We start from the raw sequence: 13,329 nt of genomic DNA, 5'->3' as shown, positions 1-13,329 counted from the left end.
CAGAGATGTGTATAAGAGACAGGGTCGAACTCGCGCAGCGTCATCTCGACGCCGTCCCGGAGGCTCTCGGCGTCGCCGCTGTCCTCCTCGAGAGCGCGCTTGAGGTTGTCGCGGACGCCGATGAGTCGCTCGACGAGGTCCTCGGTGGCGCGGTCTTTGATCTGTTGTTGGCGCTTTTTCGCGCGTTTCTTGTAATTCTGGAAATCCGCCTGCTTGCGCTTGAGCCGACTTTCGAGGTCCTCGATCTCCTCGCTGTACTCCTCGAGTCGCTCGTCGCGCTCGTCGACGGCCTGCTCGTACTCCTCCAGTTCGTCCTGAAGATCGCCGATAGTTTCGGCCTGTGATTCGATGCGTTCCGTGAGATCCTCGAGTTCCTCGCGCTGGTGTTTGACGGTCCCGTTGAGATCACGGGCCTCCTCGACGATGGAGCCGACCTTGCGGGCGAGTTCGTCGTCGTACTCCGTGACCCGATCGAGCACGTGCTGGATGTCGTCGCTCGTTTCGGGCGCGTCGTCGGCGTCTCCGGTCGTCTCGGTATCCTGTTCCGCGTCGGCCGCTCCGTCGGACGCGTCGGCGTCGGTGCTCGTGGTTGCCGATTCCGAGTCGGCTGCCTCGGGAGTCGGTTCCGATTCCCCATCCGTCGACGCCGCGGGACCCACGTCGGTCGTCTCGCCGTCGTCGGAGTTCTCCGCGGACGGGACACCCTGGGCTGACGTGTCCGTGCCCTCGTCTTCGCTCATATGCCAGTCAACGAACAGCGGTAATAAAAGGGTTGAGGTACCCGGATCACAGTGGCCGAGCGGGAACACGGCGTTGCCGTGCAGGGATGGTAACCGCGAGCACCGGTGCGACGGTCGAAACCCGATGCGGTCGCTGCGTCGACGGAAAACATCATAACCATTGTGTCCGTTTTAGACGTATGAGTCAAGATGACAGGGAAACCGTCGCAGACGTAATGTCAACTCCACTGGAGACGATTTCGGGCGATGAGACGGTAATGGAGGCCACGAAACGGATGCGCGAGACGGATATCAACGCGTTGGTCGTTCGAACCTCGCCCCGGGCGATCATCAGCAGTACGGACGTCCTCGACGCCGTCGCTGCCGGCCGAGACGTGTCGGAGTTGACTGTGTCCGACGTGATGACGACCGACGTCGAGACCGCCACCCCGGACCTTTACATGGAAGAAGTCGCCGCGATGATGACTACCTACGGTATCAAACACCTCCCAGTCGTCGACGACGACTACGTCGGGATGGTCTCCTCGACCGACGTCACCGCCCATCTCTCGTAAGGTCGAGCGCGGAGGGGGTTCGCGGTCCTCGAGTTCGCTGCTCTCGAGATCGTCGACACCGGACAGTATTTGTGTGCCCTGCCCCGACTGTGGCCCGTGACGAGGGCAGCGAGCGGCACCGAGACCGCGATTGCACTCCGGTACGAGGACGGGACGATCCGAATCGACGGCCTCGGGGAGTCATCGGTCTCGCCGTCGACGCTCCGACCATCGGTCCCCGCTCTCGAGGCCGACTCACGAACGGACGGCTGGCGGGTTCCCGCCGGCAGCTACGCCGATTTGCGGGCCGCCATCGCGACGACAGATCTCGTGGTCGACGATCGCGTCCTCGACCTCGCGTCCGTTCCGGCGTTCCGGTCGGCGTACGAACTCCGCGACTATCAGGCGACGGCGCTCGAGACCTGGCTTGCGACCGATCGCTGGGCCGACGGCCCCGCTCTCGAGGCCGTCGGGCGAGCACCCGCCGGCGTCCTCGAACTCCCAACCGGCAGCGGGAAGACGGTCATCGCGCTAAAGGCGATCGAACGGCTCTCGGTCCCGACGCTCGTCGTCGTCCCGACGATCGACCTCCTCGAGCAGTGGGAACGCGAACTCGAACGCGAGTTCGACGTACCGATCGGTCGCTTCGGCGGCGGGGAGCAGCGCCTCGAGCCGATCACCGTCTCAACGTACGATTCGGCGTATCTCAAGGCGGATTCAGTCGGTGACCGGTTCGGCTGCGCCGTCTTCGACGAGGTCCACCACCTCGGCGGCGAGGGGTATCGCGAGATCCCACGGCTACTCGCCGCGCCGGCGCGGCTGGGGCTGACCGCGACGTTCGAGCGGCCTGACGGGGCCCACGAGGTAATCGAGCGGATCATCGGGCCCCTGATCCATCGGGTCGACGTGGACGAACTCGCGGGGGACCACCTCGCGAACTACGACGTCAAGCGACTCGCGGTCTCGCTCACCCCTGAAGAACGCGCGGAGTACGACCGAACGCAGGGGATTTTCACGGACTACCTCGCGAAGTCGGGCATCGACATGCGGAGCGGGTCGGACTATCAGGAACTCGTCAAGCGATCCGGCACCGATCCCGAGGCTCGCGAGGCGCTGCTCGCCCGCCAGCGCGCGCGGGAACTCATGCTCGGCAGCGAGAACAAACTCGAGGCGCTGGCGGGGATTCTCGACGACCACCGCGGCGAGCGGACGATCGTCTTTACGGCCCACAACGACCTCGCGTACGACGTCAGCGAGCGGTTTCTGGTTCCGACGATTACCCATCAGACCGGTGCCGCGGAGCGCCGGGAGATCTTAGAACGGTTTCGCGAAGGGACCTATACCCGGATCGCGACCTCCAATGTGCTCGACGAGGGCGTCGACGTGCCGGATGCAACCGTCGCCGTCGTGCTCTCCGGCAGCGGCAGCGAGCGCGAATTCACGCAGCGACTCGGGCGAATCCTGCGGCCGACCGACGACGGCGGACGCGCGCTGCTCTACGAGGTCGTCAGCGAGGAGACCGGTGAGGAACGCGTCGCCGAGCGACGGCGATAACGATCCCTTCACGGTCTTCCGGCAGCCGGTCGGTCGACGGGTCGGCGTTGCTGGCGGCGACGGGAGCGACACGCGATCGGGTATCGGCGGTCGTCCGTCCGGCGTCTCAGTCCGAGACCGGCCGCACCTCGGCGTGATCGGAGCGGGCAGCGACGTAGCGGGCGACTTCGATGTGGGTATGGGTTTCGACGAGGTGCTCCTCAAGCGTCCGGTCGAGTTCGAGCACGTCGCGGCAGATCGGACACTCGACCGGCGGTTTGAATACCATCTGTTCGTCACTCTCCGCCCGGTCGAGGGAAATCGATACAGCATGCATATGCCCGCGGCTCCGCAGTCGGGGGTGGTCGGGACGGGCTCGAGCATCGCCGCGGTCCGTCAGTTCCGCGCCGGTCCGCCCGGTGTCCGTCCCCATCTCGCGGTTCTCGACCGTCTCGTCGGCGGGGAGACAGCCATCTTCGGACTCGAGGCCACGTACCGGGCGGCTATCGAACGCGAGCGCCGGGAGTCGACGCGGAGCGGTTCGATCGGCCGTCGGACGCCGATCGCGGCGAGGAGTAGCCCGCTCGACCGGACGCGGAATCGAACAGGAGGGAGGCCGAACCGGGATGGTTCGGGGGGATGACAGGCGGTGACTACTGTCCGTGTGGACCGCAGTGTGCCGCCAGGGCCATCTTTTCCGAGGTGTGCATTAGCAATGGTGCCAAACTGTATCGGTGGGTGACTCGTTCGTCTCCGTTCGGTGCGACCACCCTCGCTCGACCGAGAGACGGCACGGCCGGGTGCGATCGGGACGGAGCCGATGGGTAGCTTCAAGACGGTTCTCGAGACAGGAACGGCTATGTTACGATCGTTCGACGGGACGGAACCGCAGGTAGCCGACTCCGCGTACGTCGACGACGCCGCGGTCGTCATCGGCGATGTCGTCATCGAGGCGGACGCCAGCGTCTGGCCGAACACGACGCTGCGCGGCGATCACGGGACGATCGTCGTCGGCGAAGGGGCCAACGTTCAGGACAACGCGGTCCTCCACGAGACGGCCGAACTCGCGCCCTACTCGACGGTGGGCCACAGCGCCATCGTCCACGACGCAACCGTCGCCGAGCGCGCGCTGGTCGGGATGAATGCGGTCGTCCTCGACGGCGCGCACGTCGGCGAGGGGGCCGTCGTCGCCGCTGGCAGCGTCGTCACCGAAGGCACCGAGATCCCGGCATCGACGCTCGTCACCGGGACGCCCGCGGAACCGAAAACGGAGCTCGAGGACGCCCACCTGGAGGCGACAGCCGACCGGTACGTCGACCTCTCGACGGAGCACGCGGAGACATCCGAACGACTCGACTGACGACGGCTGAAGCCGACGTTAGCGCGTGCTCTCGTCGTCCACACCGGAAATGACCTCGCGAACGTCGTCGACGCCCGCCCGGCGAACCACGGCCCGGACCGGATCGCGGGCACCGGCGAGGTTGTCCGAGTCGCCGTCGAGGACCAGCAAGCGGGCCTCCCGCCCGGGTTCGACCAGCCCGTACTCGAGACCGGCGATCTCGGCCCCGTTGATCGTCGCCATCCGGAGGATCTCGGCGGCCGGCAATGTGGAGAGTTTCGCGAGGAACGCCATCTCCCGGAACATCGACGGCGAGTTGAGCATCACGTTGTCCGTCCCCAGCGCGAGCGTCGTCCGCTCGTGTAAGTCTTCGTAGGGCGACAGCCCCACGTCGGTCACGAGGTTCGAGCGCGGGCAGACGACGATCGGAACCTCGCTGTCCGCGAGCCGCTCCAGGTGAACCCGTTCGGGGTGAACCATGTGTACCAGGAAGTCCGGGTTGAGATCCAGCGCCGGGTTGATGTCGCTCTCGTCGACCTCCCCGGCGTGGATGCCGAACGGCTTGCCCGCCTCGCGCGTCGCCGTCCGTTCCCGATCGAAGCTGTCGTCGTTGGCCCCGCTCGCGCCGAACCCGTCGCCCGCGTGCATCGCGTCGATCGACCCGCGTGCGAACGACAGCGCGTCGATCGCGAGGTCGCTCGCGGCGTTCTCGAGCGTTCGGACTCCCTCGACGCCGCCCTCGCGGAAGTCCAGACAGGCCGCCGTCCCGGCCCGCTGCATGAACTGCAGCGATCGTCGCATCGCGGCGGCGAGGTCGTCCTGCGAGGCGTCCCGCAGGAGCCGATGTTTCAGACCGTCAGGCGGCGCGACCAGTTCCTCGAGCGAGAGCCCGCCGCCGGCCTCCTTGGCGATCGAGTCACCGATGTGGGTGTGGGCGTTGACGAACGCTGGCAGGATGAGATCGTCGTTCTCGACGGACTCCTCCTCGATAGCTTCGATGCGGCCGTCGTCGTCGATGACGACCCGTCCCTCGACGGGTTCGAACTCGCGGCCGCGAAGGATCGTTCCCGTTCGTTCCATACGCGTCAGTTCTCGGTCAGTGCCTTCAACGGTTCGGGGCGGGATCGAGAGATGACTCGCAACTGCAGTCATCGCATCGGTCTCTCATCGAAGAAGCAGAGGTGAGCCTGCACCGGCTCCCCTGCCGTCCCGTCGGAGACGGCGGCCGTCGCAGCCGTCGGGCACCGCTACTCGACGAACTGATCCAGGGTCGCGTCCATCCCGTTCCGGACCTCGCTGACCAGCGCCCCGTCGATATCCAACCCGAGTACGTCCACCGCCGCCCGACCGACTCGGTCGCGCAGTTCGCGCGGCGAGTAGACGCCGAGTCGCCACTGGGAGAACTGGGCCGCCCGCAGCGCCTCCACGAGCGGCGACTGCTGGCCGAGTTGCCGGATCTCGCCGTTGACCATCACCCGGGTCGTCGATTCGGTCATGGACGGGCGACTCGGCACGTCGAGGATGACGCGTGCCGGATCGACTCCCGCCCGATCGCTGATCTCGCGCTCGAACTCGCGGATCATTCCGTGATCCGACTCGATAATTCCTCCGGGGACGTCGTTCATCTCGGCCCACACCGCCCGCTTGAACAGATCCCGCTGGTCCAATCGCCGGGAGAACTCGCTCGTCGCCGCACACGAGCGCAGGGCCGCGATCAGATCGTGATCGTCCATCCGCTGGAGGGTTGCGGCGTCGATGTCCGGCTCGGACGCCTCGAGCAGGCGTTCGGTCGCTCGGCGGAGCATCGCCTTGCTGATCCGGGCGACGCTGTGGCTGTAGACGGTCGGGTTCATCAGCGCCCGCGCGACCAGCAGGCTCTCGGCGGTCTGGACGTTGCCCTCGTCGAGGACGAGTTCGCCGTCGGCGAAGGTCAGTTCCCGGACCAGCCGGCCGTGATCGATCGTCCCGTAGGGAACGCCGGTGTGGTGGGCGTCGCGCACCAGGTAGTCCATCCGATCGACATCGAGTTCGCCCGAGACGAGTTGGCCGAACCGGCCCTCGCCGGCGACCAGCCCCGCGACCGCCGCAGGATCGAGGTCGTGCTCCCGAAGCACGTCCCCGACGGCCCCGTCGGCGAGCAGGTCGTCGACGTCGTCGTGGTAGCGCCCCGTTCGGCGGTAGGTCAGCGACTCGAGGTTGTGACTGAACGGGCCGTGACCGACATCGTGAAGCAGGGCCGCGGCGTGAACTCGGTGGGCTTGTCGCCCCTCGATCCCGAGTCGTTCGAGGGCTTCGCAGGCGAGATGGTAGACGCCGAGGCTGTGTTCGAAGCGAGTGTGGTTGGCCGAGGGGTAGACCAGGGAGACGGTGCCGAGTTGACTGATGTGTCGCAACCGCTGTACCGCCGGCGTATCCAGCAGAGCCCGGGCGACGCCGTCGACCTGGATGTGGTCGTGGACGCTATCCTTGATGATCTTCATTGGTTGCAGTTGGGCCCGTTCGTACAAAAACTATCGTCCCTAGGCGTCGATCCCGTCGGCTGCGTTGCCGTCGTGTCCGAGGAACCGATTACGGCGACACCCACGCCCCGCGGTCGTCGCTGCGCTCGATCGCGTCGAGTACCTGCTGTGCGGCGAGGCCGTCGTCGAAGTTCGGTTCGAACTCCTGTCCGTTTGCGACCGCGCTGAGGAACTCGTAATTCTCGTGGACGAAGGTGTGTTCCCAGCCCAGCACGTGGCCCGGCGGCCACCAGTGGTCGACGTAGGGGTCGTCCTCGTCAGTGACCAGGATCGTCTCGTAGCCGCGGTCGCCCTCGCGAAGCACCTCGAGTTCGTTCAGGCGCTCGAGGGAGAAGCGCAGACTGCCGTCCGAGCCGTGAATCTCGATCGTGTGGTCGTTCTTGTGGCCAGTCGCGAACCGAGAGGCTTCGATCGTCCCCATTGCGCCGTTTTCGAACTCGAGTTGCGCGGAGTAGGCGTCATCGACCGTCACCGGTCTCGTTTCAGCTTCGCCCTCGACCGGCCGCTCGTCGACGAACGTCTTCAGGTGACCACTAACTCGCTCGATTTCCCCGGCAAGATCGTCCGAGCCGACGAGAAAGCGGAGCAGATCGACCGTGTGCGCGCCGAGATCGCCGAGCGCACCCGACCCTGCGAGGTCCGCGTCGGTGCGCCACGACCACGGGACCTCGGGATCGACCAGCCAATCTTGCAAGTAGCGGCCGCGGACGTGTCGGGGGTCGCCGAGGTCGCCGTCCTCGAGCAACCGCTTTGCGTATCTGATCGCCGGCACGAACCGGTAGTTGAACGCACAGCCGGCGGGCACGTCGTCGCCCGCCGCGTGCGCCGCCTCGGTCATCACGTTGGCCCCCTCGAGCGTCGGCGCGAGCGGCTTCTCGCAGAAGACCGGCGTTCCAGCCTCGAGCGCGGCGACCGACGGCTCGCGGTGGACGTGATTGGGGCCGAGATTGTAGAACACGTCCACGTCGTCGACGACCTCGCCCCAGTCCGTCGAGATCGACGCGAACCCGAGACGGTCGGCGGCCTCGGTAAGCGCGTCCTCGTCGCGACCGACGAGCACGCTGCGTTCGATCTCGGGCGCGTCCGGGAAGAACATCGGCAGTCGCGCCATCGCGTTCGCGTGTGCCGTGCCAATGAACCGATAGCCGAGCACGCCGACCTCGAGTGTCATGGGCGGTCTTCATCGGCCCCGTAGTTAGCGCTTTGCCGTGCATCCACGGGCACCGCGCCGGCGGTCGAGTCGAGCGTGTACGCCCCGACGATCCAGTGACGGCCGTCCACAGCCCTGCACCCGGAGTGACGGGACCGAACGCGAGCGGCGCGGCTTACTCGAAGCCGCCGCGATGGAGCGTTTCGGCGAGCGGCTTGCGGTCGCTCGGCTGCTCGCGTTCCTGTAACTCCTCCGGGAGCGTTTCGGCGGGTGCGCGCTCGCCGATCGCGACCATCGCCTCGACCGCGTACTCGTCGGGGATGTCGAGCGCATCGGCCGCTCGCTCGTAATCGAACCCGGCCATCCCGTGGACGGCCAGCCCGCGGCGTGCGCCCTCGAGCGCGAGGTTCTCCCAGGCCGCACCAGTGTCGAAGGAGTGGACGGGGGCCGGTTCGCCGTTGTGGTCGAAGGTCGTTTTCGAGACGATGACCGTGAGGACGGCGGCGTCGCTCGCCCACGTTTGGTTGTTTTCCGAAAGGAGATCGAGGAACGTCTCCCACTCGTCGTCCTCGCGGCTCGCGTAGATGAACCGCCAGTGCTGGTTGTTGAACGCGGAGGGGGCCCAGCGGGCGGCCTCGAACAGCGGGAGGTACGCCGCCTCGTCGAGCGGGTCGCCGGTCATCGCGCGCGGCGACCAGCGGTTGACGAACAGCGGATCGATATCGTGGTCGGGCTCGCGGTGTTCGGCGACTTCGTCACTGAGCTCGCGTCCAGTCTCGGGTGAGTCTTGCATCGGCCATTTATTTGGACCCCACCTATGTATATATTATCGGACAAATGGGTTACCAGGTAACACTCGTGTCCGGGTCCTGATGGTTGAGTTACCAGTGTCGTCGCCGACACGGTGTGTGGTAGCTCGAGAGAACAGCGCGGCTTCGACGGCAATTTCGGCCGACGAACGCCCCTGGCCGAACGCAGCGATGGGACCGAGCGGTCAGTCGTCAGCCGGCGTCGGCACACCGCGCTCGACATCGATCTCGCCCGCATCGAGATTGGCTTCGACGTTGCGGGCCGCCTGCACCATGTTCGCCATCTTGCCGTAGGCGACATCGCGGGGCAGTAGTTTCACGCCGCAGTCCGGCGAGATGACCAGCTGTTCTGGCGGGACGACCTCCAGTCCCTTCTTGATGTTCGCCTCGATCTGCTCGACGGACTCGACCTCGGCGACGTGAGCGTCGCAGACGCCAAGAGCGAGGTCCTTGGAGAATTCGGGGTCTTTGAAGACGTCCAGCTGATCGTAGTCGCCGTTGGCGAGTTCGAGATCGAACTCGTCGACGGGGAACTCCAGAATCTCGGGGTAGATCCGGGAGTAGTCGCCGTAACAGACGTGAAGGCCGATACGGACCTCCTCGGGGATGTCGGCGACGATGTGCTCGAGCGCTTCGCCGACGATGGCGTGGTCGTCGGGCGTGGTCGCGAGCGCGGGCTCGTCGATCTGGATGTAGCGCGCGCCGGCGTCGACGAGCTTCTCGATTTCCTCGTTGACGAGATCGGCGAGCTCTACGGTGAGGGCGTCGTCGTCCTCGTAGGCCTCGTTGAACGACCAGTTCGCGAGGGTGTATGGCCCCGTGATCGGAACTTTGACCGGCCGGTCGCTCGCGTCGGCGGTGAACTCGTACTCGTCGACCAGCCACGACTCGTCGTACTCGACCTCGCTGACGACGCTTGGCTTGTCGAAGTAGTTGTGACCCCAGACCTTGACGGGCCCGTTGAACTCGTAGCCCTCGATGCGGTGGGCGAAGAACTCGACCATCTCGTTGCGCCGCATCTCGCCGTCGACGACGACATCCAAGCCGGCGCGCTCGTGTTCGGCCGTAATCAGGCGGGCCGCGTCGTCTTTCGCTTCCTGCCAGTTGTCCGCGTCGAAGTCGCTGTCCTCGTCCTCGTACAGGTCCTTCGCCCGGTTGAGCCACTTGGGCTTGGGGTAGGAGCCGACGACGGTCGTCAGCAGGAAGTGGTCGTGCTCGTGGTCGGGCTGTCGGAACTGCTCCTTGTTCTCGTTCGTGCTCATGCTGCGGTCACCTCCGCGAGATCCGCGGCTTCGGCAAGGGCCTCGAGTTTCGCTACGTACTTGCCGTACGGCAGGTAGAACGTCCCGGTGTTCGTCGTCAGATACACCGTCTCGAACTCGGTGACGCCGAGTTGGCCGTCGACCCACTCGGTTCGGTCACGGATCGCCTCGGGATCCTCGACGAGCGTGTTCTGGCCGTCCGCGAGGCCGAGCGCGACGTTGTCCGTCGTGCCGTACTCCTGAATGTTGTAGAGGTTGTCGTCCTGGTTCGCGACGAAGTCGAAGCCGACCGCGTCGATGTCGGCATCGAGCAGGTGTGCGTAGACCTTCTCCTCGAGTGCGCCCCAGTAGGGCTGGACGATGACATCGGCGTCGGTCGCGCTCGCGACCCGATCGATCGCCTCGCTTGCACGCGCGTCTTCGCCGTCCGCGGGTGGGGTCTCGACCAGCGAGGGCTCGAGCAGGAACAGCGTCTCGTGGGCCGGGAAGGCGTCGACTTCGCCCTCGAGAAACGCCGCGATCGCCGCGAGGAAGTCGCCGTCGTCGCCGTAGTGCTCGTCCGTCGCAAGATCGTACAGCGAGTACGGGCCGGGGAGGACGGCCTGCAGGTCGTCACCCTGGGCCAGTTCGGCCGCCGCCTCGAGTTCCGAGGCGATGTCACCGGTCGGCTCGAGGTCGTCGGTGACGACCGGCTCCCGGTAGAAGTTGTTGTTATCGTAGTAGCGGACGATGCCGTGGGTTTCGACGGCGTCGGCGACCGCGAGCGGGTGTGCGAGCATGTCGTCCCATCGCAGTTGCCCTTCGACGATGCGGTCGAGGCCGGTGTCCTGCTGGACGTCGATCACGTCTTCGCGAGCCTCCTCGTAGGTCGCGGTGATTGCCACATCCTCGTCGCCGCTGATGAGATCGTGTTTCTGGTGCCCCTTGAGGTCCGAGAGATCGTCTTTCGCCCAGTCCGGCAGCGGATACAGCCCCGGCGTGGTCGAAACGTACTCAGTCATCATAGGACCGGTTGGCTATGCCGACGCTTAATATTTTCCATCGGAACTAATGCTCTACAGTAATCAGACGACAGCCTGACAGGGTAGCAAGCGTGTTGCAAACATCAGCGATATGTCGTCTTCTTTTCGTACCTTCGATATCATGACTATAGAGTAGTCTCTGATCCGTGCTATAACCACTATCTAGTCTGCTAATAGAAAAATAGCAATCATACTACTAGTGCAGTAGTGCTAAATAGACTACGCCATCTAGCCCAATCAGGATTTGGTTTATATATTTTCATATTTTACCATTCATCATCAGTGTTATCCATCTTTTCTTGGTGCTGTTCCTGTAATGCTGATTTCACTGCCAAATACACAGCCATATATATCAGACCAAATAATATAATGGCGATCGTCACAAGATCTATTATCGAAATACTAGATATCATATGCTTATTGTGTGTGGGATCACATGAAAATATTTTCATTAGAAGATCCACCGTCTGGGGTTACCTATGTAGTAAATAAATCAATCATGGGACCGAATTCGTCTGTGTGCTAACCTCGACGGCTGCATCACGACTCTGTGAAAGAGCAGAATCCCAGTGCAGCATGACCACTAGCTGAACTATCCGTCATCTCAGTTTCAGGACCACTCATCGGACATCTTATCGTGTCCATCTCAAACCGTCAATGTAACTCGAGCACCGTCAGCGTCTCGAAGGGGAACGACTCGTCGGCGACGGCCACGGCGCTGAACCCGTGGTCACCGGCTTCTTCGACCACCCCGTCGACCCCCGTCAGGCTACTGACAAGCAGGTAGACGACGCCGTCGGGTGCGACCACGCGGCCGACACGCTCGAGGAAGGGATCGATGACGGCCCGCCCGTCCTCGCCACCCGAGAGCGCGTGCTCCATCCAGTCGTCCCACTCGTTTTCGGGATCGGTCGGCAGATACGGCGGGTTGAATGCAACCGCGTCGAACGCCCCGTCTCGAAACGGCGAGACGAGATCCGCCCGGACCGTCTCGACGCCCTCGGTGCGAGCCTGGCGGACGGCGTGTGGGTTCAGATCCGACGCGACGACGCGAGCGTCCGTCTCGTCGGCGATCCGTGCGGCGACGTAGCCCGACCCGGTGCCCACCTCGAGCACCGTTTCACCCCCCGCGAGGCGCTTGCAGGCTGCTTCGGCCAGCAGTTGGGAATCCTCGGCGGGCTGGTAGACGTCCGGTTCGGCGTCGCGTCGCTCTTCGAGTGTCATTCGTTTTCCTCCAGTGTCGTCATACGGTGCTCTCGTGATGTCTCCTCGCGTTCGTCGGACGCCGCTCTCTCGTCTGCGATCCGGACCCCACCGGTCTCGGCTCGCCCGGAGAGTTCCCGCTGCGGGAACGGAATCTTGATGTCTTCGCCCTCGAAGGCCCGCTTGATCGCATCGATCGCGGCGGTCCGAGCCATCCAGTAGCGTCTGGCGCTCGGTTTGTCGATCCAGAACCGCACGCCGAGCACCACCGCGGAGTCACCGAAGGACTTCCCCACTACCTGCGGCGACGGCGCGGACAGCACCTCGTCGATGTCGGCGACCGCGTCCTCGGCGAGGTCGGCGGCCCGTTCCACGTCCGTCCCGTAGTCAACGCCGACCTCGACCTCGAGTCGCAGACGGCCCCGCTTCGAGCGATTGGTCACCATACTCGAGGCGATCACGTCGTTGGGGATCATGATGTACTCGCCGTCGAACGACCGGACGCGGGTGTTGACGATCGAGATATCGGTGACGATCCCCTCGTCGTCCTCGATCTCGATCCAGTCGCCGATCTCGAAGGGGCGAGCGAACATCAACACGAACCCCGCGAGCACGGTGCCGAGCGTCTGTCTGGCGGCCATCCCGAGAACGATCCCGAGGAAGCCGGCCCCGACGAGCAGGCTCCCGAGGTCTTCGATCCAGATGCCCAAGATCACGACGAGCGAGACCGACCAGAGGATCACCTGCGAGAGGCGGTGGGTGACCTGTCGCTGGTGCTCGGTGACGGCCGCCGTCGAGTCCAGTACCTCCTCGATCACCCGGCGGACGAACCGCGTCACGATGACCGTCAAGACGAGCAAAATGAACGAGAAGACGGCACGCGGAACGGTGTTTCCACCCGGATCGAGTTCCGTATAGAGCTGTTGGATCTCGTCGGCGCGACCCCACACGCCCGTGACGACGGCGGCGCTGACCGCACACGCGCTGATAAGCAGCGTCATCGCGACGATGTCGGCGTACAGCGGCCGCGCTCGCTCGGCTACCCACGCGTGAATCCGCTGGTAGGCGAGCAACACGGCGACGACGAGGCCGACTGCGCCGATCGACACCGCGATTTTGAGGGTCGTCGTCGGAAACAGGTCCGACAACCAGTCGAACCCCGTCACTACTCCGAGCATGCGTTCGTCTCTCGAGTTCGTCGGCCGCGCAGCTTTGTGTA

Annotated in this window: 13 protein-coding genes; 3 read left to right on the top strand and 10 right to left on the bottom strand. The window is 64.8% G+C overall.

Annotated elements, in window-relative coordinates:
• Nucleotides 1–740: nucleotide exchange factor GrpE (gene grpE / locus C486_RS03025; protein WP_008452892.1), on the bottom strand; the 740-nt coding region annotated here is incomplete at its 3' end.
• Nucleotides 741–919: 179 nt separating this feature from the next.
• Between grpE and C486_RS03020 the strand changes: the two genes are divergently transcribed.
• Both C486_RS03020 and C486_RS03015 read left to right on the top strand, forming a co-directional pair.
• Entirely contained in the window at nt 920–1,294 is a 375-nt protein-coding gene (locus C486_RS03020; RefSeq protein WP_014863449.1) for a CBS domain-containing protein, read from the top strand.
• Between the two features lie 96 nt (nt 1,295–1,390).
• Nucleotides 1,391–2,827 carry a DEAD/DEAH box helicase family protein gene (locus C486_RS03015; RefSeq protein WP_008452888.1) on the top strand — a complete coding sequence of 479 codons (1,437 nt, stop codon included), beginning with the start codon at nt 1,391–1,393 and terminating at the stop codon, nt 2,825–2,827.
• A 106-nt stretch (nt 2,828–2,933) separates the two neighbouring features.
• On the opposite strand, the gene C486_RS19945 is transcribed toward C486_RS03015, so the two are convergent.
• A complete protein-coding gene (locus C486_RS19945; protein ID WP_145973512.1) occupies nt 2,934–3,239 on the bottom strand; it encodes a hypothetical protein in 306 nt (101 codons plus the stop codon).
• A gap of 387 nt (nt 3,240–3,626) precedes the next feature.
• Here C486_RS19945 and C486_RS03005 point away from each other — a divergent pair, with 387 nt between their 5' ends.
• A complete protein-coding gene (locus tag C486_RS03005; RefSeq protein ID WP_193787467.1) occupies nt 3,627–4,166 on the top strand; it encodes a gamma carbonic anhydrase family protein in 540 nt (179 codons plus the stop codon).
• Between the two features lie 18 nt (nt 4,167–4,184).
• Here C486_RS03005 and C486_RS03000 read toward each other — a convergent pair whose 3' ends face one another.
• The 8 genes from C486_RS03000 to C486_RS02965 all read right to left on the bottom strand — a co-directional run bounded on the left by C486_RS03000 (nt 4,185) and on the right by C486_RS02965 (nt 13,288).
• A complete protein-coding gene (locus tag C486_RS03000) occupies nt 4,185–5,225 on the bottom strand; it encodes an amidohydrolase family protein (protein WP_008452879.1) in 1,041 nt (346 codons plus the stop codon).
• A 167-nt stretch (nt 5,226–5,392) separates the two neighbouring features.
• Nucleotides 5,393–6,625, bottom strand: a complete 1,233-nt coding sequence (locus C486_RS02995) for an HD domain-containing protein (protein WP_008452878.1) — start codon at nt 6,623–6,625, stop codon at nt 5,393–5,395.
• A gap of 88 nt (nt 6,626–6,713) precedes the next feature.
• Nucleotides 6,714–7,835 carry a Gfo/Idh/MocA family protein gene (locus C486_RS02990; protein WP_008452876.1) on the bottom strand — a complete coding sequence of 374 codons (1,122 nt, stop codon included), beginning with the start codon at nt 7,833–7,835 and terminating at the stop codon, nt 6,714–6,716.
• Nucleotides 7,836–7,989: 154 nt separating this feature from the next.
• Nucleotides 7,990–8,607 carry a nitroreductase family protein gene (locus C486_RS02985; protein ID WP_008452873.1) on the bottom strand — a complete coding sequence of 206 codons (618 nt, stop codon included), beginning with the start codon at nt 8,605–8,607 and terminating at the stop codon, nt 7,990–7,992.
• A 201-nt stretch (nt 8,608–8,808) separates the two neighbouring features.
• Nucleotides 8,809–9,885, bottom strand: a complete 1,077-nt coding sequence (locus tag C486_RS02980) for a methionine synthase (protein ID WP_008452871.1) — start codon at nt 9,883–9,885, stop codon at nt 8,809–8,811.
• The gene (locus C486_RS02975) at nt 9,882–10,886 is read right to left on the bottom strand and encodes a 5-methyltetrahydropteroyltriglutamate--homocysteine methyltransferase (RefSeq protein WP_049910072.1); all 1,005 of its coding nucleotides are present in this window, start codon (nt 10,884–10,886) and stop codon (nt 9,882–9,884) included. The genes C486_RS02980 and C486_RS02975 overlap by 4 nt, the downstream gene beginning before the upstream one ends.
• Nucleotides 10,887–11,561: 675 nt before the next feature.
• Entirely contained in the window at nt 11,562–12,131 is a 570-nt protein-coding gene (locus C486_RS02970; RefSeq protein WP_008452868.1) for a HemK2/MTQ2 family protein methyltransferase, read from the bottom strand.
• Nucleotides 12,128–13,288, bottom strand: coding sequence for a mechanosensitive ion channel family protein (locus tag C486_RS02965; protein ID WP_008452866.1), 1,161 nt, complete (start codon nt 13,286–13,288; stop codon nt 12,128–12,130). The genes C486_RS02970 and C486_RS02965 overlap by 4 nt, the downstream gene beginning before the upstream one ends.
• Nucleotides 13,289–13,329: the final 41 nt, after the last annotated feature.

It is taken from the genome of Natrinema gari JCM 14663, assembly GCF_000337175.1.
Taxonomy (GTDB): Archaea; Halobacteriota; Halobacteria; order Halobacteriales; family Natrialbaceae; genus Natrinema; species Natrinema gari.
The sequence above is the reverse complement of the archived record's forward strand: the minus strand, read 5'-3'. Positions and strand labels throughout refer to the sequence as shown.